24 protein-coding genes are annotated in these 26,935 nt (G+C 70.6%); 9 read left to right on the top strand and 15 right to left on the bottom strand.

Going from position 1 to position 26,935, the window contains the following annotated elements:
* Both ACTOWL_RS27160 and kdgD read left to right on the top strand, forming a co-directional pair.
* Positions 1–664: LysR substrate-binding domain-containing protein (locus ACTOWL_RS27160; protein ID WP_441324410.1), on the top strand; the 664-nt coding region annotated here is incomplete at its 5' end.
* 51 nt (positions 665–715) lie between these two features.
* Positions 716–1,648, top strand: coding sequence for a 5-dehydro-4-deoxyglucarate dehydratase (gene kdgD, locus ACTOWL_RS27155; RefSeq protein ID WP_441324409.1), 933 nt, complete (start codon positions 716–718; stop codon positions 1,646–1,648).
* A 21-nt stretch (positions 1,649–1,669) separates the two neighbouring features.
* Here the strand turns inward: kdgD and ACTOWL_RS27150 are convergent, their stop codons facing one another.
* The 7 genes from ACTOWL_RS27150 to ACTOWL_RS27120 form a co-directional block, all read right to left on the bottom strand.
* Positions 1,670–2,980: an LLM class flavin-dependent oxidoreductase gene (locus ACTOWL_RS27150; RefSeq protein WP_441324408.1), complete on the bottom strand. Its 1,311-nt coding sequence runs from the start codon at positions 2,978–2,980 to the stop codon at positions 1,670–1,672.
* Positions 2,977–3,771, bottom strand: coding sequence for an amino acid ABC transporter ATP-binding protein (locus ACTOWL_RS27145; protein ID WP_441324407.1), 795 nt, complete (start codon positions 3,769–3,771; stop codon positions 2,977–2,979). The genes ACTOWL_RS27150 and ACTOWL_RS27145 overlap by 4 nt, the downstream gene beginning before the upstream one ends.
* Positions 3,758–4,543 carry an amino acid ABC transporter permease gene (locus tag ACTOWL_RS27140; RefSeq protein WP_441324406.1) on the bottom strand — a complete coding sequence of 262 codons (786 nt, stop codon included), beginning with the start codon at positions 4,541–4,543 and terminating at the stop codon, positions 3,758–3,760. Before ACTOWL_RS27140 ends, ACTOWL_RS27145 begins: the two co-directional genes overlap by 14 nt.
* Positions 4,533–5,261 (bottom strand): amino acid ABC transporter permease, encoded by a 729-nt coding sequence (locus ACTOWL_RS27135; protein WP_441324405.1) that lies wholly within the window; start codon positions 5,259–5,261, stop codon positions 4,533–4,535. The genes ACTOWL_RS27140 and ACTOWL_RS27135 overlap by 11 nt, the downstream gene beginning before the upstream one ends.
* Positions 5,258–6,079 carry a transporter substrate-binding domain-containing protein gene (locus ACTOWL_RS27130; RefSeq protein WP_441324404.1) on the bottom strand — a complete coding sequence of 274 codons (822 nt, stop codon included), beginning with the start codon at positions 6,077–6,079 and terminating at the stop codon, positions 5,258–5,260. The genes ACTOWL_RS27135 and ACTOWL_RS27130 overlap by 4 nt, the downstream gene beginning before the upstream one ends.
* A gap of 16 nt (positions 6,080–6,095) precedes the next feature.
* Positions 6,096–7,430 (bottom strand): MmgE/PrpD family protein, encoded by a 1,335-nt coding sequence (locus tag ACTOWL_RS27125; protein ID WP_441324403.1) that lies wholly within the window; start codon positions 7,428–7,430, stop codon positions 6,096–6,098.
* A 163-nt stretch (positions 7,431–7,593) separates the two neighbouring features.
* A complete protein-coding gene (locus ACTOWL_RS27120; RefSeq protein WP_441324402.1) occupies positions 7,594–8,604 on the bottom strand; it encodes a LacI family DNA-binding transcriptional regulator in 1,011 nt (336 codons plus the stop codon).
* 181 nt (positions 8,605–8,785) lie between these two features.
* On the opposite strand from ACTOWL_RS27120, the gene ACTOWL_RS27115 reads away from it, so the two are divergent.
* From ACTOWL_RS27115 to ACTOWL_RS27085, 7 genes are all read left to right on the top strand, one after another.
* On the top strand, positions 8,786–10,144 hold the full coding sequence (locus tag ACTOWL_RS27115; RefSeq protein ID WP_441324401.1) for an ABC transporter substrate-binding protein: 1,359 nt from the start codon (positions 8,786–8,788) through the stop codon (positions 10,142–10,144).
* Positions 10,141–11,094 (top strand): carbohydrate ABC transporter permease, encoded by a 954-nt coding sequence (locus tag ACTOWL_RS27110; protein ID WP_441324400.1) that lies wholly within the window; start codon positions 10,141–10,143, stop codon positions 11,092–11,094. Before ACTOWL_RS27115 ends, ACTOWL_RS27110 begins: the two co-directional genes overlap by 4 nt.
* A complete protein-coding gene (locus ACTOWL_RS27105) occupies positions 11,087–11,926 on the top strand; it encodes a carbohydrate ABC transporter permease (protein ID WP_441324399.1) in 840 nt (279 codons plus the stop codon). Before ACTOWL_RS27110 ends, ACTOWL_RS27105 begins: the two co-directional genes overlap by 8 nt.
* 23 nt (positions 11,927–11,949) lie before the next feature.
* Positions 11,950–13,125 carry a DUF2961 domain-containing protein gene (locus tag ACTOWL_RS27100; protein WP_441324398.1) on the top strand — a complete coding sequence of 392 codons (1,176 nt, stop codon included), beginning with the start codon at positions 11,950–11,952 and terminating at the stop codon, positions 13,123–13,125.
* A 132-nt stretch (positions 13,126–13,257) separates the two neighbouring features.
* On the top strand, positions 13,258–14,262 hold the full coding sequence (locus ACTOWL_RS27095) for a Bug family tripartite tricarboxylate transporter substrate binding protein (protein ID WP_441324397.1): 1,005 nt from the start codon (positions 13,258–13,260) through the stop codon (positions 14,260–14,262).
* Between the two features lie 28 nt (positions 14,263–14,290).
* The gene (locus tag ACTOWL_RS27090) at positions 14,291–15,325 is read left to right on the top strand and encodes a methyltransferase (RefSeq protein WP_441324396.1); all 1,035 of its coding nucleotides are present in this window, start codon (positions 14,291–14,293) and stop codon (positions 15,323–15,325) included.
* Positions 15,326–15,791: 466 nt separating this feature from the next.
* Positions 15,792–17,162, top strand: coding sequence for a calcium-binding protein (locus tag ACTOWL_RS27085; protein WP_441324395.1), 1,371 nt, complete (start codon positions 15,792–15,794; stop codon positions 17,160–17,162).
* Positions 17,163–17,171: 9 nt separating this feature from the next.
* Here the strand turns inward: ACTOWL_RS27085 and ACTOWL_RS27080 are convergent, their stop codons facing one another.
* From ACTOWL_RS27080 to paoA, 8 genes are all read right to left on the bottom strand, one after another.
* Entirely contained in the window at positions 17,172–18,014 is an 843-nt protein-coding gene (locus tag ACTOWL_RS27080) for a carbohydrate ABC transporter permease (RefSeq protein ID WP_441324394.1), read from the bottom strand.
* Positions 18,004–18,978 (bottom strand): carbohydrate ABC transporter permease, encoded by a 975-nt coding sequence (locus tag ACTOWL_RS27075; RefSeq protein ID WP_441324393.1) that lies wholly within the window; start codon positions 18,976–18,978, stop codon positions 18,004–18,006. The genes ACTOWL_RS27080 and ACTOWL_RS27075 overlap by 11 nt, the downstream gene beginning before the upstream one ends.
* A complete protein-coding gene (locus ACTOWL_RS27070) occupies positions 18,945–20,213 on the bottom strand; it encodes an ABC transporter substrate-binding protein (protein ID WP_441324392.1) in 1,269 nt (422 codons plus the stop codon). The genes ACTOWL_RS27075 and ACTOWL_RS27070 overlap by 34 nt, the downstream gene beginning before the upstream one ends.
* Before the next feature lie 43 nt (positions 20,214–20,256).
* Positions 20,257–21,870, bottom strand: a complete 1,614-nt coding sequence (locus ACTOWL_RS27065; RefSeq protein ID WP_441324391.1) for an FAD-dependent oxidoreductase — start codon at positions 21,868–21,870, stop codon at positions 20,257–20,259.
* Complete coding sequence (locus tag ACTOWL_RS27060; RefSeq protein ID WP_441324390.1) at positions 21,867–22,919, bottom strand: LacI family DNA-binding transcriptional regulator; 1,053 nt, start codon at positions 22,917–22,919, stop codon at positions 21,867–21,869. Before ACTOWL_RS27060 ends, ACTOWL_RS27065 begins: the two co-directional genes overlap by 4 nt.
* A 204-nt stretch (positions 22,920–23,123) precedes the next feature.
* Positions 23,124–25,328: an aldehyde oxidoreductase molybdenum-binding subunit PaoC gene (paoC, locus tag ACTOWL_RS27055; RefSeq protein WP_441324389.1), complete on the bottom strand. Its 2,205-nt coding sequence runs from the start codon at positions 25,326–25,328 to the stop codon at positions 23,124–23,126.
* Positions 25,329–25,331: 3 nt separating this feature from the next.
* Entirely contained in the window at positions 25,332–26,282 is a 951-nt protein-coding gene (locus ACTOWL_RS27050) for an FAD binding domain-containing protein (RefSeq protein WP_441324388.1), read from the bottom strand.
* Positions 26,279–26,872: an aldehyde dehydrogenase iron-sulfur subunit PaoA gene (paoA, locus tag ACTOWL_RS27045; RefSeq protein ID WP_441324387.1), complete on the bottom strand. Its 594-nt coding sequence runs from the start codon at positions 26,870–26,872 to the stop codon at positions 26,279–26,281. The genes ACTOWL_RS27050 and paoA overlap by 4 nt, the downstream gene beginning before the upstream one ends.
* Positions 26,873–26,935: the final 63 nt, after the last annotated feature.

The following is a 26,935-nucleotide window of genomic DNA, read 5'->3' as shown; positions in this document are numbered from 1 at the left end:
CGGCTTCACCGCCACCTCGGCCCATAGCTGCCTGCCCGACCTGGTGGCCGCCTGCCGCCGCCAGCTGCCCGATGTCACCCTGGTGCTGCGCGAGATGGTCTCCGGCGACCAGTTCGAGGCGCTCGGCAACGGCCAGATCGACGCCGGGCTGCTGCGGCCGCCGGTGGTGCAGGCCGGCACCGCCAGCTTCCGCGTCGCCGAGGAGCGGCTGATGGCCGCCCTGCCGGCGGAGCACCCCCTCGCCCGGGCGCCCAGCCTGTCGCTGCGCGACTTCGCGGGCGAGCCCTTCATCATGTATGCGCCCCATGAGGCGCGATACTTCCACGACCTGGTGATCGAGCTGTTCGCCCGCTCGGGCCTGCTGCCCGATTATGTCCAGCATCTCAGCCAGATCCATTCGATCCTGGCCCTGGTGCGGGCCGGCCTCGGCGTCTCGATCGTGCCGGAGGCGGCGCAGTACCTGTACAGCCGCGGCGTGGTGCTGCGGCCGCTCGACCTCGCCGCGCCGCGCTCGGCCGAGCTCTACATCGCCTGGCGGCAGGACAACGACAATCCGCTGCTGCCGGCGATCCTCGACATCGCTCGCGGCCTGGCCGAGCAGCATCGCCAGACCGATGCCGAAGCCGCATCGATCGATCCAGCAATCGGGTTAGAACGGAATTGATCCGGACGCTAGAACGGGATCGACCTTGATTTCGATGCCGGAGGACGATGGATGATGACCCCGAACGAGATGGCGCAGCGGCTCGGCTCCGGCCTGCTGTCCTTCCCCGTCACCCCCTTTGATCGCGACAACGGCTTCGATGCGGAGCGCTACCGCTCCAACCTCGACTGGCTGTGCGGCTATGACGTCGCCGGGCTGTTCGCCGCCGGCGGCACCGGGGAGTTCTTCTCGCTGGCGCCGTCCGAGGTCGAGACCGTGGTCCGGACGGCGGTGGAGGAGACCCGCGGCCGGGTGCCGGTGATCGCCGGGGCCGGCTATGGCACCGCGATCGCCAAGCAGATGGCGGCGGCGGCGGAGCGCGCCGGCGCCGACGGCATCCTGCTGCTGCCGCCCTATCTGGTGCAGTCCGAGCAGGACGGGCTGGCGGCCCATATCGAGGCGGTCTGCGCCGCCACCAGGCTCGGCGTCATCGTCTACAACCGCGACAACGCGATCGTCACCGAGGACACCCTGGCCCGGCTGTGCGAGCGCTGCCCGAACCTGGTCGGGTACAAGGATGGCATCGGCGACATCGAGCTGATGACGCGGGTCCAATTGCGCATGGGCGACCGGCTGACCTATATCGGCGGGCTGCCGACGGCCGAGACCTACGCCCTGCCCTATCTGGAGATGGGCGTGACCACCTATTCCTCCGCCGTATTCAACTTCGTGCCGGAATTCGCGACCAGGTTCTACGCCGCGGTCCGCCGCCGCGACCGCGAGACGGTGCAGGTGGGTCTGCGCGACTTCATCCTGCCGCTGCTGACGATCCGCAACCGCCGCAAGGGCTATGCGGTCTCGATCATCAAGGCCGGGATGCGGGTGATCGGCCGGGACTCCGGCCCGGTGCGGGCGCCGCTGCACGACCTGACCGAGGCCGAGACCGAGCAGCTGGCCTTGTTGGTGCAGCGCCTGGCGCGGAGCCGCTTCGCCGCCGCGGCCTGACGGGAGGGCGACGATGGCCGGTCAGGCCCACCGGCTCTGCGGCACCGGCAGCCCCAGATGGTCGCGCAGGGTCGTGCCCTCATAGTCGCGGCGGAACAGGCCGCGCTCCTGCAGGATCGGCACCACCTGGCCGGTGAACTCCTCGAAGGCGCCGGGGAAATGGGCCGGCATGATGTTGAAGCCGTCCGCCGCGCCGCCGGTGAACCAGTCGGTCAGCGCGTCCGCCACCTCCTCCGCCGTGCCCCAGACGATGCGGTGGCCGCGGGCGCTGGCGACCAGGTGGTACAGCTCACGGATGGTCAGGTTCTGCTCGCGCGCCAGGCGGGTCAGCAGCTCGGCCCGGCTGCGATTCTGGTTCGAGGGCGGCAGCTCCGGCAGCGGCCCGTCCAGAGGATAGCCGGAGATGTCGTGGCCCAGCCGCTCCGACAGCAGGAACAGGGCGTTGCTGTCATCCGACCAGCGCTGCAGCTCGGCGTATTTGTCCTTCGCCTCCTGGGTGGTGCGGCCGATCACCGGCATCACCCCGGGCATGATGTGGACCTGGTCCGGCCGCCGCCCCTGCGCCGCCACCCGCTGCTTCAGGCCGCGGTAGAATTCGCGCGCCTCGTCGGTGCCGAACTGGGCGGTGAACACGACCTCGGCGATCTTCGCCGCGAAATCCATGCCGACGCCGGAGGAGCCGGCCTGGATCAGCACCGGGTGGCCCTGCGGCGCCCGGGCGACGTTGAGCGGCCCCTTGACCGAGAAGAACCGGCCCTTGTGGTTCAGCTCGTGGAACTTCGAGGGATCGAAGAACACGCCCGCCGCCTTGTCCTTCGGGAAGGCGTCCGCGTCCCAGCTGTCCCACAGCCCCTTGGCGACCGCGACGAACTCCTCCGCCACCTCGTAGCGCAGATCGTGCTCGAGATGCTGCTCGCGGCTGAAATTGCTGGCCGAGCGGTCATAGGAGGTGGTGACGATGTTCCAGCCGGCGCGGCCGCGGCTGAGATGATCGAGCGAGGCGAAGGCGCGGGCGGTGGTGAACGGGTCGCCATAGGTGGTCGAGGCGGTGGCGGCGAGGCCGATCTTCGTCGTCGTCATCGCCAGCGCGGCCAGCAGGGTCAGCGGTTCGAACCGCACCACCCAGGAGGGGTGGGCGTCGCGGCCGGTGGTCAGGCCGTCGGCCAGGAAGACCATGTCGAACTTGGCGTCCTCCGCGATCCGGGCGATGCGCTGGATCAGGCCCAGATCCTGCTCCACCGCCTGCGCCTCCGGGTGGCGCCAGCCGGCCACGTGGTGGCCCAGCGGCTGCAGGAACAGGCCCAGCTTCATCTCGCGCTTGGTCTCGCTCATTCTCGGTTCTCGCTCAGATCCGGTCGGACGGAAGGGATAGCGCCCGGCCGGGCCCGGGTCACGAAGGCCCGGGTGCGGTCGTGGCGCGGCGCATGGAACAGGGCGGCGGGCGGGCCGTGCTCGACCACCACGCCGCCCTCGGTGAAATGGATCTCGTCGCTGATCTCCTCGGCGAAGCGCAGCTCATGCGTCACCAGGAGGCAGGTCATGCCGTCGCGCACCAGGTCGCGGATGATCGCCAGCACCTCGCCCACCGTCTCGGGGTCGAGGGCCGAGGTGACCTCGTCGAACAGGATCAGCTCCGGCTTCATCGCCAGCGACCGGGCGATCGCCACCCGCTGCTGCTGGCCGCCGGACAGCTCCGACGGATAGGCATTCGCCTTGTCCGCCAGGCCGACCCGGTCCAGCAGCGCCCGCGCCTCGCGCTCCACCTCGCCGGCATCCCGGCCGAGGGCGCGGGTCGGGGCGATGGTCAGGTTCTGCAGCGCGGTCAGGTGCGGGAACAGGTTGAACTGCTGGAACACGACGCCGACCCGGCGCCACAGCGGCCGCTTGGCCTCGTGCTTGCGCAACGCGTGGACCGGCAGGCCGCAGACGGTGACGGTGCCGCGCCCGACCGGCTGCAGCCCGGCGATGCAGCGCAGGATGGTCGACTTGCCCGATCCGGACGGCCCAATCAGCGACACCGCCTGCCCCCGCCGCACCACCAGATCGATGCCGCGCAGCACCCGGGTGCCGCCGAGCGTGACCTCGACGCCGGCGAGCTCGGCCAGGATTTCAGCGTCCGGCATGGCGCCGCTCCAGCCGGCGGGTCAGCCGGGCGATCGGGTAGCAGTACAGGAAGAACAGCAGGAAGACGGTCAGGTAGACCAGCAGGGTGAAGTCGGTGCGGTGCACCGAATTGGCGGCGCGCTGGGCCGTGGTCAGCACCTCGGTCACCCCGACCAGCGAGGCCAGCACCGTGCCCTTGGTGATGATGGCGTAGAGGTTCATCCAGGGCGGCAGCATCCGCCGCAGGCATTGCGGCAGGATGATCAGCCGGAAGATCTGGGCCCGGCTGAAGGACAGGCAGCTGGCCGCGTCCCACTGCGCGCTGGGGATCGACATGATGGCGCCGCGGAAGATCTCCGCGACATTGGCCGAGGCCGGCAGGGCCAGGCCGACCGTCGCCTTCAGCCAGTCCGGGAACGGCAGGTAGCTGCGCCCGATCACGATCTCGAATGGCAGGATATAGGTCATGAAATAGATGAAGACCAGCCAGGGCGAGTTGCGGAAGAACAGCACGAAGGCCCGGGCCGGCCAGCGCAGCGGCTTGACCGGCGAGATCTGCAGCGCCCCGACCAGCAGGCCGCCCGCCGTCCCCGCCGCGATCGCCACCGCGCCGATCAGGATGTTCTGCAGGAAGCCCAGCAGCAGCACCGGCATCCACAGCGCCAGCAGGGCGGCGTTGTCCGCGACCTGCGGCCAGAACGCCCAGGCCGCCCCGGCGAGGAGGACGGCCGCGACCAGCAGCGGCAGGGCGGCACCGCCGCGACGCGACGGGGCGACGGCGTCACTGACCATAGCCGGGCATCCGCAGCCGCAGCTCCAGCCACCGCCCGATGCGGTCGACGCCGAAGGTCAGGATGTTGAAGAACACCAGCAGCAGGATCATCAGCTCGGTGACGTTGTCCCGGTCCGACCAGATCATGATCGAGGCATAGGTGATGTCGCCGACCGCGATGGCGGAGGCGATGGCCGAGGTCTTGACCAGGTCGATGGCGTTGTTGACCAGCGACGGCAAAGCGAAGCGCAGGCCGATCGGCAGCCGCACCAGCCGGAAGGCCAGGCGCGGCGTCAGGCCCAGCGCCGCCGCAGCCTCCAGCGTCACCTTCGGCACCGCCTCGAGGCCGGCGCGCAGCGCCTCGGCGTTGAAGGCGGCCTTGTACACCGAGAGCACGATCACGACCCAGGCGAAGGGCGTGACCACCGCGCCGGCGTTGCCGCTGACCGCGCCGATCAGGGCGTTGAGCGCGAAGAAGGCGAAGTAGAGCTGGACCAGCGGCGGCGTGTTCCGGGTCAGCTCGATCTGGGCCCGGATCAGCGCGGCCAGCCAGGGCCGCCGGGTCAGCTGCAGCGCGGTGAGGACCAGGCCGAGCACGAGGCTGCCGAGGATCGACAGCACCCCGATCTCGACCGTCGTCACCGCGCCGTCGAGGAACAGGCCGCGGTCATAGGCCGTCTGAAGGAAGCTGAAATCGAGGCCCAGCCCTGCCAGGCGATCGATCAGGGAATCGATCATGACCCGCCGTTCAGGAGCTTCTCATGCATCTGCGCCAGGAAGGGCGACGGCGGGCTGATCTGCCACCGCTTCTCGATCTCGATCAGGGCGCCGCTCTTGTGCAGGTCGCGGATCACGCCATCGACCAGCGCCGCGGTGTCGTCCTGGCCCTTGCGCACCGCGGCGACCCAGGTGCCGAGGCCGATCAGCGGCAGGTCGGCCTTGTAGTCCTGCCATTCCGGCTGCTTCAGCAGCGAATAGATCAGGGTGTTGTCGTGCACCGAGACGACGCAGCCGCCCGCGCGCAGGGTCGACAGCGCCTCGGCCGAGGTCTTCAGCGCCCGCACCTCGGCGCCGTATTCGGTGGCCAGCAGCCGGGCGTAGTGGCTGCCCTGCGAGGCGCAGGCGGTCTTGCCGCGCAGGTCCGCCCAGCCGGCGATGCCGCTGTCCTTGCGGGTCATGGCGGCGCCGCCGACCTCGTAATAGGCGGTCGGGATGACGCTGGTCTGCTCGCGCCGTTCCGGCGTGTCGGTGAAGGAGGCGACGAGAAAATCGACCTTGCCCTGCTGCAGGAACTGCACCCGGTTCGGCGGGTCGACGGTGACGATGTCGAGCTTGACCCCGAGCTTGTCGGCCACCGCCTGGGCGATGTCGACATTGAAGCCCTTCACCGTGTTGCTGGCGGGGTCGAGGAAGCCGAAGGCGGTGCCGTTGACCAGGATGCCGGCGGTCACCACGCCGCGGTCCTTGACCCGGTCGAGCGTGGCGTCGGCCTGGGCCGCGGTGGCGGTCAGCGCCAGCAGCGCCGCGGCGGCAAGGAGGGTGAGGGATCGGATCATCGGGGCGGTCTCCGGGTCAGGCGGCACGGAAGGCGGCAAACAGGGTGGCGAGGTCGTCGCGGCTGCGCATGGTGCGGACGATCCCCGGCACATCGGCGAGCGCCGCGGCAGGTCCGGCGGCGTCGCGGAACTTGGCGGCGAGGTCGTCGGCCGGCAGCGGCCGGTCGACCCGGCGCGACAGCACGCGGCCGTCGGCCAGGCGGATCTCGACGGTCGAGAAGCGGGTGGCCGGGTCGTTCGAGACCGGCGGGGCGTCGGGGTCGATCCGGCGCTCGACCTTGGCGGACAGGGCCGCGAGCTCCGGCCGCACCGGCAAATCGGCGAACAGGTCGAGCCCGAGCCGGCCATCGGTCAGCGCCGCCGCCACGACATATTCGACGCTGAACCGGCCATCCAGGCCGGTGCGCGGCTGGCGCACGGTCAGCGCGGAATCGCCGCCGCGGGCGAAGGTCACGGTCGCATCGACCACCGCGGCCGGGTCGATCGCGTGCTCGACCTTCAGCGCCAGGGCGGCGTCGGCCGCGAAATGCGAGGCGGAGCAGCAGGCGTAGCGCTTGAAGATCAGGCCGGGGGAGACGATCTGCCACGGCTCGCCCCAGCCCGCCACGGCGCGCCGGGGCTCCGTCCCCGCCCCGCCATAGACGGCGAGGAAGCCGATCGGCCCGTCGAAGGCATTCTCGGCCGCGCCAAAGCCGGCCACGGCCAGCCGGGTGGCGAACAGGCCCGCGCGGGCCGCGAGCCCGGCATGCAGCGGCTTGGCGTCGCTGCCGAACTGCAGCCGCAGCCCGGCCGACTGGGTCGCGGCCAGGCCGAGCGCCCGGGCGGTGCCGGCCTCGTCCAGCCCCGCGAGGAAAGCGGTGGCCGCGGCGGCGCCGGTGGGCCCGAGCGTCGCGGTCGGGTGGAACCCGGCCTCGTAATGCTGCCGGCCAAGGGCCAGGCCGATCCGGGCCATCGCCTCGACCCCGACGACATAGGCGTCGAGCAGCGCCTCGGCGGTGCTGCCGCGTTCCTCCGCCAGCGCGAACAGGGCCGGCAGGATCACCGTGCTGGGATGGCCGCCGACGCTGCGCTGGACGTCGTCATAGTCGAGGGCGTGGCCGATGGTGCCGTTGAGCAGGGCCGCGGTCAGCGGCGCCGCGCGGTCGCGCCGGCCGATCACCGAGGCGGTCGCTTCCCCGCCCTCGCCGCCCAGCGCGGCCGCGAGCGGCGCGATGGCGCGGTCGCCGACGCCCCCGAAGGCCGAGGCCAGGAAGTCGAGCATGCCGTCCCGCGCGGCGGCGATCGCCTCCGGGCTCGGGGCCGAGGAGCGGATCAGGCTGACGAGATCGGCGGTGATCGATGGGTCGCCCATGGCACTTTCGGCGGAACGGGACTGCGGGAGGGCGCTCCGACCGAAACGTCCGGCGAAACACCTCGCCGGCGTCATACAGATGGACACGGCAGATCACAATCGAATTCACATCCGATCTGCCATACAAACAATAAATATCAGTATAATTCTGTATTAATGCCGGTCAGCCGATCACCCGGCAGGAATCCCGGATCACGAGCTGCGGCGCGAACACGTCGCGGACCGGCTCGGCCGGCGGCGGGCCGGCGAGGCGCGCCAGCAGGCATTCCACCGCCCGCTCGCCGATCGCCTGCACCGGCTGCACCACCGCGGTCAGCCGCGGCGAGAAGGCGGTGCTCCATTCGAAATCGTCGATGCCGGCCACCGAGACGTCCTTCGGGCAGCGCAGGCCCCGCTCGGCGATCGCCCGCATCACCCCGATCGTGGTCAGGTTGCTGGTCGAGAAGATCGCGGTCGGCCGCGGCCGGCGCCGCAGCAGCACCGCCGTGGCCTGCATCGCCGTCTCGATGTGGAAGTCGCCGCAGGCGGCGAGGTCCTCGACGAACGGGACGCCGGCCGCGGCCAGCGCCTCGCGATAGCCCTCGAAGCGCTCGGTCGAGATCGAGATCCCCGGCCGGCCGGTGACGATGCCGATGCGGCGATGGCCGCAACCGATCATATGCTCGACCGCCAGCCGGGCCGCGGCGCGGTTGTCGACCGTGACGGAGTCGAAATCGGGCAGGCCCTGCAGCGTGCGGTCGACCAGCACCGCCGGCATGGTGACGAGGCGGCGGATCGCCTCGGCATTGCCGGGCTCGACCCCGCTCAGCACCAGGATCAGCCCGTCGGCGCGCTGGGTGCGCATCAGCCGCAGGTCGCGCAGCTCCTTCTCCGGGTCGTCGGCGGTGGCGCACAGCACCAGCGCGTAGCCGACGGCGTCGCAGGCCCGCTCGATCGCGGCGGCCAGCGCGGCGAAGAGCGGGTTGGTGATGTCCGGGATCACCAGGCCGATGGTGCGGGTGCGGCCGGTCTTCAGGCTGCGCGCCACCCCGTCCGGGGCATAGCCCAGCTCCTCGATCGCGGCCAGCACCCGCTGGCGCAGCGTGGCGCTGACCGGCGCGGTCCGGTTGATCACCGCGGAGACCGAGCCGATCGACACCCCCGCCCGGTTCGCCACGTCCCGCAATGTCGCCATGAAATCCCGAAGCCGTTGCCAAGTTCCGGATCGGATGATAGCCTTTCTGAAACGTTTCAGACAAGTCGACGGCGGCCGAATTCCGAGCGATCGGACGGCGGGCTGCGACATCGCCTGATCCGCCGGGCTCGCTGCATAGCCCAGGCTGACGCATCGCGTCGCGACAAAGGGGAGGACCGCCATGACCCGCCGCAACGGCACCACCACGTCCGGACACCCGCTCGGCCGCCGCACCGTCCTGGCCGCCGGCACAGCCCTGGTCGGCGGCAGCCTGCTGCCGATGCCCTACCTGTCCCCGGCGCGGGCCCAGGAGGGGCCGCTGAAGTTCTGGCAGTTCTACGCGCCGGGCGGCCCGGTGCCTAGCCAGGTGCAGTGGTTCCAGGACACCGTGAAGGCCTGGAATGACAGCCAGGAGACCAAGATCGAGCTGGAGTACATCCCGGGCGCGCAATACATCAACGGCACCAAGCTGCAGACCGCCTTCGCCGCCGGCGAGGGGCCGGACCTGTTCCTGATCAGCCCGGGCGACTTCCTGCGCTATCACAATGGCGGCGCCCTGCTGGACCTCGCCCCCTATGTCGCGGCCGAGGCCCGCGCCGACTATTACGACACCGCCATCGCCACCCGGCTGGTCGACCAGGGCCTGTTCGGCCTGCCGATGGAGGTCGAGCCGATGGCGATCTACTACAGCGTCAAGGCCTTCAAGGACGCCGGCCTCGGCGAGGCCGACATCCCGAAGAGCTGGGACCAGCTGCTGGAGGTGGCCAAGAAACTGACCAACGACCGGCGCTTCGGCATCCTGTTCGAGACCAATCCCGGCTACTACCAGAACTTCACCTGGTACCCGTTCCTGTGGCAGGGCGGCGGCGAGATCGTCGGGAAGGACGGCAAGAGCGGCTTCAACTCCGACGCCGCCAGGGCCGCGCTGAAGTTCTGGCAGGACGCGGTCGCCCAGGGCGCCGCCCCGCGCAAGCCGCTGGGCTACGGCGCCAACGACATCGCCGCCAATCTCGGCTCCGGCTTCTGCGCCATGCAGAATGTCGGCATCTGGGGTATCAGCGCTCTGCGCAACGCCGATCCGACCTTCGAATACGGCGTGTTCAAGCTGCCGCTGCCGCCGGGCGGCCAGGACCGCACCGTGGCCGGCGGCTGGGCCTTCGTCGCCAACGCCAATGGACGCGATACCGAGACGGCCGGCAAGTTCTGCGCCTGGGCGCTGGGGTCGATGGAGCCCGGCTCGGTGCAGCGCGTCGCCGACTGGTGCACCAAGGCCAAGAGCGACATGCCGCCGCGCAAATCGGCCTTCGCCGAGGCCACCGCCGCCCAGGCCTATGGCAGCGGCGCGATGAAGATCTTCGCCGAGCAGGTGTTCCCGACCGCCCGCGGCGAGCCGCGCGTGCCGCCCCAGGTCTACAAGGCGATCTCCGACGCGATCCAGGCCTGCCAGTTGAACGGCGAGGACCCGGGCAAGCGGGCCGAGATGGCGGCGCAGCAGATCGACAGCTTCCTGGCCGGCTACGACGGCGCGCCGATCCTATGAGCCTGGCGTCCGGAACGGCGGCCCGCAACGGCCGGGCAGCGGGCGTGCCGAAGCGCCGCCGCCTGTCGGCCCGGCACCGCGAGTGGATCGCCGGCTATCTCTTCGTGCTGCCCGACGCGCTCGGCCTGCTGGTCTTCGTCGGCGGGCCGATGCTGCTGTCGCTCAGCCTCGGCTTCTTCGGCGTCACCGGCTTCGGCGGCTACCGCTTCGTCGGCCTGGCCAACTACCGCCGCATGCTGGCCGACCCGCTGTTCCTGGAGAGCCTGAAGGTCACCCTGCTCTATGTCGTGCTGCTGGTGCCCAGCCTCTATGTCACTGGCCTCGGCCTGGCTTTGCTGGTGCACCGGCGCAGCCGCTTCTCCGGCCTGTTCCGGATGATGTTCTTCCTGCCGCACATGGTCAGCCTGGTGGTGGTCGCGCTGATCTGGCAGGTGCTGCTGATCGACAAGATCGGCGTGATCAGCCGGGTCTCCGCCGCGATCGGGCTCGGCGGCCTGTCCTGGCTCGGCGACCCCAGCCTGGCGCTGTACGCCATCGTCGGCGTCAGCGTCTGGTTCCTGATGGGCTACTACATGCTGATCTTCCTGTCCGGGCTGCAGGACATCCCGCGGGAGTACCTCGACGCGGCGCGGATCGACGGCGCCGGGCCGGTGGCGTCCTTTCGTTACATCATCCTGCCGCTGCTGCGCCCGACCAGCTTTTTCGTGCTGCTGGTGTCGACCGTCACCGCCGTCGCCGGGGCCCAGACCTTCGACCTGGTCTATGTCATGACCAAGGGCGGGCCGGCCAATTCGACCGCGCTGGCGATCTACTACATCTACGAGCAGGCCTTCCAGTTCGGCGAATACGGCTACGCGGCGGCGATGGCCTCGGTGCTGGTGGTCATCCTGCTGGCCTTCACCGCCCTGCTGTTCTGGGCCACGCGCGGCGGGCGCTTCGACTATGACTGACGCCGCCGCTCTCCCTGCTCGCGCCTTCCGCCCGGCCGGCACGGTCTGGTTCCTCGCCTCGGCCCTGGCGGCGCTGATGACCGTGGCGCCGCTGCTGTGGATGCTGTCGATCGCCTTCAAGGGGCCGGACGAGATCTTCAACCCCGGGCTGATCCCGGCGCGGCCGACGCTGGACAACTTCCTCTACGTCTTCACCGAGGTCGACTTCCTGCGCTTCCTGCTGAACACGCTGGTGGTCGCAGGATCGGTGACGCTGATCGCCCTCCTGTTCCACTCCATGGCCGGCTACGCCCTGGCCCGGCTGCGCTTCCCGGGTCGGGAGGCGATCTTCCTCGGCATGTTCGCGACCTTCCTGATCTCGCTGCCGGTGATCATCGTGCCGCTGTTCATCCTGGTGCGGCAGCTCGGCCTGGTGAACTCCTATGGCGGCCTCATCATCCCGGCGATCTTCAACGCCTTCGGCATTTTCCTGCTGCGCCAGTTCTACCTGAACGTGCCGCGCGAGCTGGAGGAGGCGGCGTTCATCGACGGCGCCGGCTACTGGCGGGTCTATTGGAGCATCGTGCTGCCGCTGTCCCGGCCGATCCTGGCCGCCCTGGCGATCTTCTTCTTCCTGGCCAACTGGAACGCCTTCCTGTGGCCGCTGACCATCACCACCGATCCGGACCTGTGGGTGGTGCAGGTCGCGGTCGCCAGCTTCCAGGCCCAGTACTCCGCCTCCTGGAACTACATCATGGCCGCCTCCACCGTGGTGGCGCTGCCGACCCTGCTGCTGTTCGTGCTGTTCCAGCGGCAGATCATCGAATCGATCAAGACCGGCGGGCTGAAATAGCCGCCGCCACGGGAGATCATAGGATGCAGAGCAATGCCGGATTGTCGCCGCTGCGCGGCCTCGCCAAGCTGCGCCAGGCCCGCACCCGGCGCTTCTCCAGCTGGGACCGCACCGGCGGCAACGACGACCGGCTGCACATCGCCCCGGGCGAGACGGTGACGATCGCCGAGACGTCGGGCGCCGGCGTGGTCACGCACATCTGGGTGACGGTCAACTGCGCCAGCCGGCACGCGCTGCGCAAGATCGTGCTGCGCGCCTGGTGGGACGGCGAGGCCGAGCCCAGCATCGAATGCCCGCTTGGCGACTTCTTCGGCATGGGCCACGGCCAGACCCGCAACTTCGCCAGCCTGCCGCTGCAGATGAGCCCGCAGGACGGCCGCGGCTTCAACTGCTATTTTCCGATGCCGTTCGCCAGCCAGATGCGCTTCGCTGTGACCAACGAGGCCGAGCACGAGCTGCAGTTCTACTACTATATCGACCTCGAGCTGCACGACGCGCTGGAGGACGGGCTGGGCCGCTTCCACGCCCAGTGGCGCCGGGCCGCGCCGCAGCCCTTCGACGAGGCCGGCCTGTCCAACGAGGAGGTGCTGTTCGGCGGGGTCACCACCGACGGGGCGAGGAACCACACCATCCTCGACGCCGCCGGCCACGGCCACTATGTCGGCTGCCTGCTGAGCGTCTATTCGCTGCGCCGGTCGCGCAGCTGGGACTGGTATGGCGAGGGCGACGACATGATCTTCGTCGACGGCGAGCCCGGGATCTCGGTGCCCGACGCCGGCCGCAGGCGGCAGATCGCGGCCGAGGCGCCGCAGCCGGTGGCCGCCGACCGACCGGAGAGCTCAGCCGGCGCCAACGACGCCTGGCCGCCGACCCTGCACGGCACCGGCACCGAGGACTATTTCAACACCGCCTGGTGCCCGAACCAGGAGTATTCCGCCCCCTATCACGGCATCATCGCCGGCGGCGGCCCGAACTGGCAGGAGCCGGTGACGCTGTACCGCTTCCACATCGAGGACCCGGTGGTGTTCCGGCGCTCGATCCGGGTGACGATCGAACGCGGCCACGCCAACCGGCGCGACGACGAGGTGTCGAGCACCGCCTTCTGGTACCAGGCCGAGCCGCACAAGCCCTTCCCGCCCCTGCCCGCCGCCGCGGACCGGCTGCCGAGCTTCCGCGCGCCGTTCGAGGAGCGCGGGTGAGGCCGGTCCGTCTGGACAATCCCGGACGGCTGTGCCGCCGGGAACAGCCAGGTCGCCACTGATCAGGATAGTGCGTCCGACAGGCACGCCGGGTCGCGTTCCCCGGGGAAACCGCTTGCGGAGGACACAGCCATGATGACCGCCAACTGCCAGCCTCTCATGCGTTACATCCGGGCGGCGGCCCTCGTCCTGGCCCTGGCCGGCGGCCTCCTTCCGTCGGCCTCGGCCCAGGACTATCCCGCCAGGCCGGTCCAGCTGATCGTCCCCTTCGCGGCGGGCGGCCCCAACGACATCTCGGCCCGCATCATTGCCGAGGCGCTGTCGGCATCGCTGCACCAGCCCGTCATCGTCGACAACCGTCCCGGCGCCGGCGGCAATATCGGCGCCGAGGCCACGGCCCATGCGCCGCCGGACGGCTATACCCTGTTCTGGGCGCAGGCGGCGACGCACGGCATCAACCCGTCGCTCTACCGCCGGCTCGGCTACGACGCGGTCGCGGATTTCGCGCCGGTCGCGCTGGTCGTCTCGGAGCCGCTCGTCCTCGTGACCGCCGCCGACTCGCGCTGGGTCGACGTGCAGGATCTGATCGCGGCGGCGAAGGCCGAGCCCGGAGCGATCCGCTTCGGCTCCGGCGGCATCGGCACGACACCCCATCTGGCCGCGGAGATGTTCGCCCTCCGGGCAGGGATGAGCCTGGTGCATGTGCCGTATCGCGGCAACGCCCCGGCCGTGACGGACACGATCGCCGGACGGGTGCATCTCGTCTTCGACGGCATCAACGCCGCGCTCGGCCCCATCCGGGCCGGCCGCCTCAAGGCGCTGGCGGTGACCAGCCGCGACCGGTCGCCCGCGCTGCCGGACGTCCCGTCGCTGGCCGAGGTCGAAACCTTCGCCGGCGACGACGTGCGGAGCTGGGGCGGGGTGGCGGCGCCGGCGGGCACGCCCGCGGACGTCATCGCCCGGCTGTCGCGCGAGTTGATCGCCATCGGCGGGCGCGCCGACATCCGGCAGCGCTTCGCCGGGCTCGGCGCGACCCTCGCGGTGAGCGACCCGGCCTCGATGGACCGGTTCGTCCGCGACGAGATCGCCCGCTGGCGCGAGGTGATCGCGGTCAGCGGCATCGCCGCCCTGGACTGACATGCGATCGCCAGGCAAAAAGACCGGCATGAATGCCCCGGGCGGGTCTGACGCCCCAGCTCAGGCGCTTCGCCGCCTGATCGCCGGCTACCAGACCACGTTCCTGGTGCAGGTCGCGGCCGAGCTCGACCTCGCCGACCGGCTCGCCGCCGGCCCGCGCCGGGCCGACGAGTTGGCGGCCGCCACCGACACCCAGCCCGGTCCCCTGCGCCGCGTGCTGTCGGCGCTCGTTCAGCTCGGCCTGCTGACGCGCGACCGGGACGGCCGGTTCGGCCTCACGGCGCTGGGCGAAGGCCTGCGCTCGGATCACCCGGCGGGTCTCAACGCCTTCGCCCGCTATCAGGCGCATGCGATCATCCAGCGGCCCTGGTCCGGCCTGCTGCACACCATCCGCACCGGCGAGACCGCCTTCGAGGCCGTGTTCGGCAGGAGCCTGTTCGATCACCTCGCCGACCATCCCGCCGACGCCGCGCTGTTCACCGCCGGCATGGCCGCGCGGACGGCGGAGCCCGTCGCGGCCATCGTCGCCGGGTACGACTGGCGGCGCTTCGGGACGATCGTCGATCTCGGCGGGGCCGACGGCGCGCTGCTGACCGCGATCCTCGCCGCCGCGCCGCAGTCGCAGGGCGTCGTCTTCGACCTGCCCCGCGTCCGGGACGCGGCCGAACGGCGGATCGCCGAGGCCGGCCTGCAGGATCGCTGCTACTTCGCCGACGGCGATTTCTTCGCCACGGCCCCGGCCGACGGCGATGCCTTTATCCTGAAATATGTCCTGCACGATTGGGGCGACGACGAGGTCGTGGCGATCCTCGGCACCATTCGGCAGGCGGCGCCGTGGGCTCGCATCCTGGTGATCGAGCCCCTGCTGCCGGAAGATGGCGAGTTGGCGCCGGAGGTCGCGATGATGGACATCGCCATGCTGGCCATCACCGGCGGGCGCGAGCGCTCGGCCGCCGAATTCGCCGCCCTCTATGACCGCGCGGGCTTCCGGCTGCACCGCGTCGTGGCCACGGCCTCGCCGTTCAGGCTGCTCGAGGGCAGGCCGATCCGACCGCGTCGGTAGGCCCTCCTCAGCCCTTCAGCCCGGTGTGGGCCAGCTCTGGCGAAACCGGGCAGCCTGGTCACATCCTGGCGGTCGCGCATCCCCCGTTCGGATGACGCCGCCGGCGGCCGGCTTCGGGCAGATTGGGTTGCCGGCGACCAGGCCTTCACCTTCCTCGGCTCCGGCCTGTTCACCCACCATGCCGGCGAGCTGCGCGCCGCCGTCACCAGCCCGGGCGTCACCACCATCGCCGGCGACGTCAACGGCGACGGCGCCTCGGACTTCCATATCCAGCTCACCGGCGCCATCACCCTCGTCGTCGCCGACTTCGTGCTGTGACCACGGCGCAGTCGACCGCTTTCGCCGAGAAAAACGGTAAAATGATTCGCATCCCCACCGGGACATAGTCCGTTCGGCTGATGCCGGCATGGTCGGTGCCGGGCACATTGAAGGAGGCGCCATCGCCCTTCAGACCGGGAGACCGACCATGGCCATCGTCAACGGAACCGCAGGCAACGACGGGATCCATGTCGCCGGCGACGGGGCGTACGTCCCGGTCAGCTACACCGACCTCCCCCACGCGACGAACGGCGCCGACACACTGAACGGCCTCGGCGGCACCGACATCATCCACGGCGGCGGCGGCGACGACCTGATCGACGGCGGCGACGGCGACGATACCCTGGCCGGGGGGACCGGCCAGGACACGATCCACGGCGGCACCGGCACCGACCTGGTCCGCTACGGCGGCGCGGCAGCGGTCCAGATCGACCTCACCGACGGCAGCGGCCATGGCGGCGACGCCGAGGGCGACGTGCTCTCCGGCATCGAGGAGGTCGGGGGCACTTCCTTCGGCGACACCCTCACCGGCTCAGCCGTGGCCAATCGGCTCTTCGGCCTCAGCGGAAACGATATCCTCAACGGCCTCGATGGCGCCGACACCCTCGTTGGCGCCGACGGCAGCGACGTGCTCCGTGGCGGCGCCGGGGCGGACGATCTCTTCGGCAGCGCCGGCATCGACCTCGTCAGCTTCTACGGCGCGGCCGCCGCGGTGACGGTCGATCTCGGCACCGGCACCGGCAGCGGCGGCGACGCCCAGGGCGACACCTATGACGGCCTCGAGAACGTCAACGGCGGCACGGCCGGGGACACGATCCGGGGCAACGACGCCACCAATGTCCTGAACGGCTATGAGGGCAATGACAGGCTCTTCGGCGGCGACGGCGGCGACAGTCTCCTCGGTGGTGTCGGCGACGACGTTCTCTATGGCGGGGCGGGGGCGGACGCGCTCGACGGCGGCGCCGGCATCGACACCGCCAGCTACTACACCGGCCCCACCGGGGTCCTGGTCAGCCTGACGGACGGCAACGGCTTCGGCGGCGAGGCGGAGGGCGACACGCTGTCCGGAATCGAGAACGTGTCCGGCAGCCAGGGCAATGACAACCTGATCGGAAACAGCGGCGCCAATGTCCTGCAGGGCTGGAACGGCAGCGATGGCCTCTTCGGCAGGGCGGGCAAGGACACGCTCACCGGCGGCGCCGGGACCGACCGCTACTACTTCATCGCCCTCGGCGACAGCGTGGTCGGTGCCAATGCCGACGTCGTCACCGACTTCAGCCACGCCCAGGCCGACCGCATCGACTTGACGGGGATCGACGCCAACACCGGCATGGGCGGCGACCAGGTCTTCAGCTTCATCGGCGCCAACCTCTACTCCGGCGTCGCCGGCCAGTTGCGCTATGCCGTCGTCGGCGCCGTCACCACCGTCGCCGGCGACGTCGACGGCGACGGCGCCTCGGACTTCCACATCCAGCTCACCGGCGCCATCGCGCTGGTCGCCGCCGATTTCGTCCTGTAGCCGCCCGCTTCACCCCTTCAGCCCGGTATGCGCCAGCCCCTCGATGAACTGGCGCTGGGCGATGACGAAGACGATCAGCACCGGCAGCGCCGTCAGCGTCACCGCCGCCAGCTGGACGTTCCACATCGGGCCGCCATAGGCGTCGACATACTGGGTCAGCGCCTGCGGCAGGGTGAACTTCTCGGTCGAGGACAGGAAGACGATCGGCTCGAGATACAGGTTCCAGCTGTGCAGGAAGGTGAAGATGGCGACGGCGCCCAGCGCCGGGCGGGCCAGCGGCAGGGCGATGCGCCAGAACAGCCCGAAGCGGCCGAGCCCGTCGATCCGCCCGGCCTCCTCCAGCTCCGGCGGCAAGGTGATGAAGAACTGGCGCATGATGAAGGTCGCCAGCACGCAGGGCGCGCCCAGGATCGGCACCAGGATCAGCGGCCAGTGGGTGTTGACCAGGCCGAGCCCGAGGAAGAAGCGGAACAGCGGCACGATCGTCACCTCGCTCGGCACCAGCAGGGCCAGCAGCACCACCATGAACACCAGGTTCTGGCCGGGGAAGCGGATGCGGGCGAAGGCGTAGCCGCCGAGCGAGGCCACCGCCATGGTGCCGAGCGTCACCACCGCGGCGATGTACAGGCTGTTCCAGTACTGCAGGGCGAAGGGCTGCAGCGCGAACACCTGGGCGTAGGCGTCGAGGTCGAGACGGCGCGGCAGCAGCGCCGGCGGGAAGGCGAAGATCTCCTGCACCGGCTTGAAGGACGAGGTCACCATCCACCAGGTCGGGAAGACGAAGGGGATGGCCAGCACGCACATCAGCCCATAGATCGCCAGGCGCGCGCGGGGGGTGAGGTCAGCCCTCATGGAACACCCAGCGCTTGCGCAGCTGCCACTGCGCGAAGGTCAGCACCGCGACGATGGCGAACAGCAGCACCGCCAGGGCCGAGCCGTAGCCGAAGGCGTGGAACTGGAAGGCCTGCTGGTACAGGTAATAGACCAGCACCGTGGTCGAGATCCCCGGCCCGCCCTGGGTCAGCACCGCGATCTGGGCGAAGACCTGCAGCGAGCCGACGATGGTGATGATCGAGGTCAGCAGGATGGTCGGGCTGATCAGCGGCAGGGTGATGCGGCGGAACTGGGCGAAGCGGCCGGCGCCCTCGATCCGCGCCGCCTCGTACAGGTCGCGCGGCACGGTCTGCAGCGCGGCCAGGAACAGCACCATGTTCAGCCCGACATTCTTGAACACCTGGACCACGATCACCGACAGCATCGCGCTGGTCTCGCCGCGCAGCCAGTTCGGGCCGGTGACGCCGAGCACCGCCAGGATGCCGTTGATGCCGCCGTCCTTCTGCAGCAGGAAGCCCCAGACGATGGTCCAGGCCACCAGCGACACCACGACCGGCGAGAAGAACAGCGCCCGGAACACCGTCATCCCCCGCAGCCGCTGGTTCAGCAGCACCGCCAGCAGCAGCGCCAGGCTGAGGTTCAGCACCACCAGGCCGATCGAGAACAGGGCGGTGGCGCCGAGCACGCCCGGCAGCTCCGGATCCTGCAGCAGCAGCCGGTAGTTGCCGTCGCCGACATAGTCGAAGCTGCCGGCCAGCACGTTCCATTCATGCAGGCTGTACCAGGCCACCAGCGCCAGCGGCATCAGCACGAACAGGGCGACCCCGGCCAGCTGCGGCGCGACGAAGAGATAGCCGGCCAGGGCGTCGCGGCGCCGCATCGTCCAGAACGGCGCCCGGGGGGCGGCCGCGGCATGGGCCGCCATCGTGGTGGTCTGCGCCGGCACCGTCAGCGCGCCAGCAGCGACCGGATCCGGCCGCACACCGCCTGCAGCGCCGCGTCGACATCGGCGTCGGGCTGCCACAGCGCGTCCAGCCCGGCCCGCACCACCTGGGCGATCTGGGCGTTGCCGGTGTGGCTGGGCTTCACCGCCCCGATCTCGATGCCGCGCACCACCACCGCCTCGATCTGTCCCGGCTTCAGCATCGGGTTGGCCTTGGCCAGGAGGTCGACGACGAGCTGGCTCTTGCGCGGCGGCGGGAAGAACTGGGCCAGCTTGGCCGAGTTCTCCGGATTGCTCAGGAAGGCCAGGAAGGACGCGGCCGCCTGCGCGTTCGGCCTGGCCTTGAACACGCCGATGCCGGCCTGGCCGATCACTGCGTATTCGCCGGCCGGCCCTTTCGGCAGCGGCACCAAATCCCAGGCGAAGGTGCCGTCCTTCAGGAGGGCCGCCCGGCTGATCTGGGTGATGGTCATGGCCGCGTCGCCGGCGAAGAAATCGGCCGGCGCGCCGGGCCCCGGCATCGCCTGGTCGGTGAACACCGCCTTGTGCAGGAAGCGCATCGCCTCGGCCATCTGCGGCTGGTCGAAGCCGCAGGCCTTGCCGTCGGCGCTCCAGGGCGCGGCGCCCCAGCCGTTCCAGATGGTGGCGAGGTTGTCCCACAGCTTGTAGTCGAAGTCGCGCACCACCAGCCCGGCCTTGCCGGTCTTGGCATGGACCGCGGCGGCGTCGGCGACGGCGTTGTCCCAGCTCCAATTCCCCGCCGCGATCCGCTCCGCCGGCGCCGTCACCCCGGCCTGCTTCATGAGGTCGAGATTGACGAAGACGCCGAAGGGCGAGGTCGAGAACGGATAGGCGTAGAGCACCTCGTCGCGGCGCCACAGCGCGGTGGCGCTGGGCAGCAGGTCGTCATAGCCGTAGCCCGGCGTCGCCCGCAGGATGTCCTGCAGCGGCAGCAGCACGCCGGAGGAGACGAAGTCCGGCGCCGAATTCTCGAAGATCCAGGCCAGGTCCGGCGCGTTGCCGCCGGCGATCTGCGTGGTCAGCGCCGTGGTGTAGCCGTCGAAGGGCAGCGTCTCGAAGGTGATCGACGCCACCTCCGGATGGTCCTTCCTGTACGCCGTGGCGATGTCATCCAGCAGCTGCAGATGGGCCTTGTTGCCAGTCCAGACCGTCATCCTGAGGGCGATGCCCTCCGCGTGGGCCGGGCCCCCAAGGGCTGCCGCGGCCAGCAGGCCGGCCGCGGCAGTGGCGAAGATGCGGCGTCCGAGCGTCATGGCGTCCTCCCCTTGTTTTATCCGTTGATTCCGGCACTGCCGGTCAGTAGCCCGCGACCTCCGGCCAGCGCAGCTCGACCCCCTGCCCTTCCAGCCTGGCCTGGAAGGCGGCCAGCCGGTCCGGCCGGGCCCGCACCGCGCGCGGCGACAGGTCGTGCTGCAGGCACCAGGCGGCGAGATGGCCCGCCACCTCGCCGATGTTCCATTCCACCGGGTGCAGCCGGTAGCAGCCATTGGTGATGTGGGTTGTGCCGATCGCCTTGCCGGCCGGCAGCAGGTTCTCAATCCGCCGCGGCAGCAGGGCGCCGAGCGGGATCTCGAACGGGCAGCAGCCGACATCGATGTAGTTGTCGCCGCCGGTCGACGGGTGCAGGTCGATCCGGTACATGCCGACGCCGACGCTGTCGGGATAGCGCATCGCGCCGAAGCTGCCGCGCACCGCCAGCGACAGATGCTGCTCGACCACCGTGGTCTCGGCCCGGATGCGGCGGGATTCGCGGATATAGGGCGCCTGGGCCAGGCCGTCGATGGTGCCGGTGACGTCGCTGCGCAGCCTGAGGCCCGGGAAGCCGGCGCCGCCGTCCGGCCGCGGCGCCTCGGTCTGCAGCCAGTACAGCACGCAGCGCGACAGCTCCTCGGCCCCGGCCAGGTGGCGCTGTGCCTCTCCCTCCGGCACCTCGAACACCGGCCCCTCGAAATAGTCGATCATCGGCCAGTTCACGAGGGTGATGTCGCTGGCATAGGTGCCGTCGGTGAAGTTGCGGCGGGCGGCGATGCGCCGGAAGGTCCAGAGGTTGCCGTCGCCCGGGTTCAGCCGCTGGTCGGCGTTCACCGCCAGCGGGTCGTCGTCCGGGTTCGGGGTGAAGCTGCGCTCGACGATCTCCAGCGTGCGCGGATGCGGCGACCGCCAGCCGAGCAGCGGCCCGCCCCAGAACTCCGGCCGGTAGTCGCGCCAGAAGGCATAGTTCGCCGGCCGGTCGATGACGTGGTTGCCGTCGACATGGTCGAGGGCGAAGCAGATCGACACCGCCTGCATGTTCAGCGGTTGGGCGATCCCCGGCGCGCTCGGCTCCCCGGTCTCGGCCCGGGATTCGAAGCCGGTGACGTATTCGGTGCCGGTCAGCGGCAGGAGGGCGCCGGTCTCGGTCGCGTCCAGCACGTAGCGGCCGGTGGCGACGATGTCCGGCCCGCCGTCGCGATGGGCCAGGCGGATGGCGCACACCCGGTCGCCGTCGACATCGGCGGCCACCGGCCGGTAGGGCTGCAGCACGCGCAGGCGGCCGGAGCCGCGCCAGGGCGCCAGCATCGCCTCGATCACCGCCAGGCCAACCCGCGGCTCATGGCACAGCCGGCTGACCCAGCCGGCGCCGGGATTGAGGTCGCGCCAGGCCCGGGCGCCCTCGGTCAGCGGATAGTGCCGGCGGTAATGCTCGCGGATGCCGTCGCGCAGGGCCCGGTAGCTGGCGGTGACGCCGAAGCGCTCGACCCAGGAATGCTCGTCCGGCGGCACCGCCTGGCTGGTCAGCTGGCCGCCGAGCCAGTCGTACTCCTCGGTCAGGATCACCGACCGGCCGGATTTGAGCGCCGCCAGCGACGCCGCGACGCCGCCCAGGCCACCCCCCACCACCAGCACATCCGCATCGAATTCCCGGGTCAATTCCGTCGTCCCTTCCGCTTGTCCGGCACCGGGCCGAGGGTCTGCCCCTCGGCCAGCTCGCAGGGCAGCAGCCGCTGCCGCCCCGCCTCGTCCCCGCCCATCACCAGGGTCAGGATCTCGACCGCCTGCCGCCCCATCTCCTCGCGCGGGATGCGGAAGCAGGTGAAGGCGATGTCGGTGGCGACCGGCCGGGTCGGGTTGCCCAGCGCGATCAGCGACAGGTCGTCCGGCACCGCCACGCCGCGGTCGCGCGCCGCGCGCTCCAGCGCCACGGCGTCGGCCTGGTCCTCGACCAGCGCCACGGTCGCGCCGGCGCGCAGCAGCCCGTCGACGAGCTCGCCGGGGTCGCGGTCCTGGGCGGGCTCGTGGAGTCCCTCCACCCCCGCGGCGTCGACCGCGGCACGGAATCCGGCCCAGCGGTCGTCGGAGGATTCGGCGCCGCCGCCCGGGCCGAGGAAGGCCAGGCGGCGATGACCGAGCGCCACGGCGCGCCGCACCAGCGCCGCGGTGGCGGCGGCGTAGTCGGCGCCGACATAGGGCACCGGCCCGCCGGCATCGTCGCGGCGGCCGATGGCGACGAAGGGGTAGCGGCCGGCCACCAGCCGGGCCAGCTCGTCCCGATCCAGCGTCCGGCCCAGCAGGATGCAGCCATCGGCCAGGCGCAGCCGGTTGTTCTCATGGAAGATGCGGCGGCGCCCGTCGGTCACCGGCGCGCTGGTGAACAGCAGCAGATCGTAGCCGAACCGCTCCGCCGCCCCTTCGATGCCCAGCAGGAAGGGCGTGTAGAAATCGGCCTGTCCGGTCGGGAACACCGGCTCGTAGGTGAAGACGCCGAGCAGCTGGTTGCGCCGCCCGACCAGCTTCTGCGCCGCCGGATCGGCGACATAGCCGGTGGCGCGGATCACCTCCAGCACCCGCTCCCGGGTCTCCTGCGGAATCCGGGCCGAACTGTCGCCGCGCCGGTTGAGCACCAGCGACACGGTCGCCTGGCTGACCCCCGCCAGCCGCGCGATGTCCCGCTGCGTCAGCCTTGCGCCCCCTGTCGGCATCGTTCGTCTCTTGATAATACGTATTATCTGAGATAATAATCGGACCCTGCCTGGGTGGTCAACCCTAGGGTTCTCCTCTTGGCGGAAAAGGCCCGACCCGGGGCGTGGTGGGGGATAGGCCCCGGGTCGGGCTGGCCGCTCAGGGAAGTAGAGCGCCGATCCTGAGACGAATCCGGACGGTGCTTTATTCCACGATGCCAGCGATCATCCCACTTCGGGCAGCCGGTCCAGCAGCTTGTCGAGCGTGATCGGATAGTCCCGCACCCGCACGCCGGTGGCGTTGTGGATGGCGTTGGCCACCGCCGCGGCCACGCCGCAGATGCCGAGCTCGCCGACGCCCTTGGCCTTCATCGGCGACGACATCGGATCGGTCTCGTCGAGGAAGATCACCTCCTGGTGCGGGATGTCGGCATGGACCGGCACCTCATATCCCGCCAGGTCGTGGTTGACGAAGAAGCCGCGGCGCTTGTCGACCGCGAGTTCCTCCATCAGCGCCGCGCCGACGCCCATCGTCATCGCGCCGATCACCTGGCTGCGCGCCGACTTCGGATTGAGGATGCGGCCGGCGGCGCAGACCGCGAGCATGCGCCGCACCCGGATCTCGCCGGTGGCGGCGTCCACCGCTGCCTCGACGAAATGCGCGCCGAAGGTCGATTGCTGGTGCGTCTTGCCGAGGTCGCCATATTCGATGGCGTCCTCGGCGACGAGGCCCCCCTCGCCCGCCGCCTGGGCCAGCGGCACGCTGCGGTTGCCGGCGCGGACCGCGCCATCGGCGAAGACCGCGTCGGCGGCGTTGAAGCCCAGCTTTTGCGCCACCGCCTCGCGCAGCTTCATGCAGGCGGCATAGACGCCGGAGGTCGAGTTGTTGGCCCCCCATTGCCCGCCCGAGCCGCAGGAGACCGGGAAGGTGGAATCGCCCAGGCGCACCACCACCTTGTCGAGCGGCACGCCCATCATCTCGGCCGCGGTCTGGGCGATGATGGTGTAGCTGCCGGTGCCGATGTCGGTCATGTCGGTCTCGACCGTCACGTCGCCGCGACGGTCGAGCCGGACCCGTGCCGCCGATGTCGTCAGCAGGTTGTTGCGGAGCGCGGCGGCGACGCCCATGCCGACCAGCCAGCGGCCGTCCCGAAGCTGGCCGGGCCGCGCGTTGCGCTTGCTCCAGCCGAAGCGATCGGCGCCGATGCGCAGACATTCGACGAGGCGACGCTGCGAGAACGGCCGCTCCGGGTTCTCGGGATCGACCTGGGTGTCGTTGCGGATGCGGAACTCGACCGGATCGAGGCCGAGCTTCTCCGCCATCTCGTCGACTGCAATCTCCAGCGCCATCAGGCCCGGCGCCTCACCTGGCGCGCGCATCGCATTGCCCTCGGGCAGGTCGAGCACCGCGAGCCTTGTCGCGGTCATCCGGTTGGCGCCGGCATAGAGCAGCCGCGTCTGGTAGACCGCGGCCTCCGGGCCGCCGCCCGGAAGGTCGCCGGACCAGCTCTCGTGACCGATCGCGGTGATCCTGCCGTCCGGGGCGGCACCGATGCGGATGCGCTGGATCGTCGCCGGACGATGCGTGGTGTTGTTGAACATCAGGGGCCGCGTCAGCGTCACCTTCACCGGCCGCCCGGCGGCGCGCGAGCCGAGGGCGGCCAGCAGCGCATCGGACCGCACGAACAGCTTGCCGCCGAAGCCGCCGCCGATGAAGGGTGAGATCAGGCGGACATTCTGCTTGGGGATGCCGAGCGTCTTCGCCACATCCCCCGTCCCCCAATCGATCATCTGGTTCGAGGTCCAGAGCGTGAGCTTGTCCCCGTCCCATGCGGCGATCGAGGCGTGCGGCTCCATCATCGCATGGCCCTGGTCGGGCGTGGTGTAGGTGGCGTCGAGCTGGACCGGAGCCGTGGCGAAGGCGCCGGCAAAGTCGCCGACGGCGGTGTCGGCCGGGCCGCCGAAGCCGGGGGCGGGCTTCGCCGAATCCTTCACCGCCGCGAGGTCGAACGCGCCCTCGGCCCGGACATAGTCGACGCGGACCAGCTGCGCCGCGGCGCGCGCCTGCTCGAAGGTCTCGGCAACGACCACCGCGATCGCCTGGTGATAGTGCTCGATCTCGGGGCCGCCGAGCAGCCTGGCGGTGTTGAAGCTGCCCTTGTCGAGCGCGCCGGCGTTCTCCGCGGTGACGATGGCAAGCACGCCGGGCGCAGCCTTGGCCTCGCCCAGATCGATCGCGGCGATCCGGCCCTTGGCGATGGCCGCGCCGACCACGGTGCCATAGGCCGGGTTCGGCACGGCGTCGTGCCGCTCATAGGCATAGGGCGCGGTGCCCGTGGTCTTCATCGGGCCGTCGATGCGGTCGGTCGGCCGGCCGATGATCGTGAGCCGGTCGATCGGGTTGGTGGTGGCGGGGGTGTCGAACTTCATGGCTCAGGCCCTCGCTTCGGCCAGCACCGCGGCGAGCGTGCGCTCGACCAGCGGCAGCTTGAACGCGTTCTCGGGGGTCGGCTTGGCGCCGGCCAGCAGTTGTTCCGCGACCGCCTTGGCGCCGCGCGGCAACTCGGCCTCGGCAGCCTCGACCCGCCACGGCTTGTGCGCCACCCCGCCGAGGGCGACGCGCCCGCTGCCGTCGCGCTGCACGATCGCGCCGACCGAGACCAGCGCGAAAGCATAGGACGCCCGGTCGCGCACCTTGTGATAGATCTGCGCTCCGCCGACCGGCCTGGGCAGCGTGACCGTCGTGATCAGCTCCCCGGGCTCGAGCGCCGTCTCGACATGCGGCGTGTCGCCAGGCAGGCGATGGAACTCGGCGATCGGGATGCTGCGCGTCGCGCCGTCGGCCTTGACGGTCTCGACCGTCGCGTCGAGCGCCCGCATCGCCACCGCCATGTCGCTGGGGTGGGTCGCGATGCAGGCGTCGCTCACGCCCACCACCGCAAGCGGACGGCTGAACCCGCCGATCGCGGCGCAGCCACTGCCGGGCTGGCGTTTGTTGCAGGGCTGGCTGGTGTCGTAGAAATAGGGGCAGCGCGTGCGCTGCAGCAGGTTGCCCGCGGTCGTCGCCTTGTTGCGCAGCTGGCCGGAGGCGCCGGCGAGCAGCGCGCGCGACAGCAGACTGTAGTCGCGCCGCACGCGTTCGTCCGCGGCAAGATCGGTGTTGCGCACCAGCGCGCCGATGCGCAGGCCGCCCTCCGGGGTCGGCTCGATCTTGTCGAGCGCCAGGCCGTTGACGTCGACCAGATGCGCCGGCGTCTCGATCTCCAGCTTCATCAGGTCGAGCAGGTTGGTGCCGCCGGCGATGAACCTGGCGCCAGCGGTGCGGGACGCGGCCTCGGCGGCATCGGCGGGCGAGCGCGCCCGCTCATAGGTGAAGGATCTCATGCCTCCCTCCCCGCGACCTCGGTGATCGCCTCGACGATGTTGGAATAGGCGCCGCAGCGGCAGATGTTGCCGCTCATCCGCTCGCGCAGCTCAGCCTCGGTCAGGCGCGGCCGGGCGGTGAGATCGGCGGTGACATGGCTCGGGATGCCGGCCGCGATCTCGTCCAGCACCGCCACGGCCGAGCAGATCTGCCCGGGCGTACAGTAGCCGCACTGATAGCCGTCATGCTTGACGAAGGCGGCCTGCATCCGGTGCAGGCTGTCCGGCCGGCCCAGCCCCTCGATCGTGGTGATGCTGTCGCCGTCATGCATGACGGCCAGCGTCAGGCAGGAATTGACCCGCCGCCCTTCGACGATGACGGTGCAGGCGCCGCACTGGCCGTGGTCGCAGCCCTTCTTGGTGCCGGTGAGATGCAGGTGCTCGCGCAGCGCGTCGAGCAGCGTCGTCCGCGTGTCGAGATCGAGGTCGCGGGCTTCGCCGTTCACGGTGCAGGACAGCTTGGACATGACGGGTGCTCCGGCGGCGACGGCTTCGGCATCGGCGATCGACGGCGCCGTCGTCATCGCCACGGAGGCGGCGGTACCGATCATCAGGCCGCGCCGGGTTATCGCGAGTTCGCCGAGAGTTTGCATGGTGTCCCAATCTTCGCTGGC

This window comes from Inquilinus sp. CA228, assembly GCF_052078665.1.
GTDB lineage: Bacteria > Pseudomonadota > Alphaproteobacteria > DSM-16000 > Inquilinaceae > Inquilinus.
The sequence above is the reverse complement of the archived record's forward strand: the minus strand, read 5'-3'. Positions and strand labels throughout refer to the sequence as shown.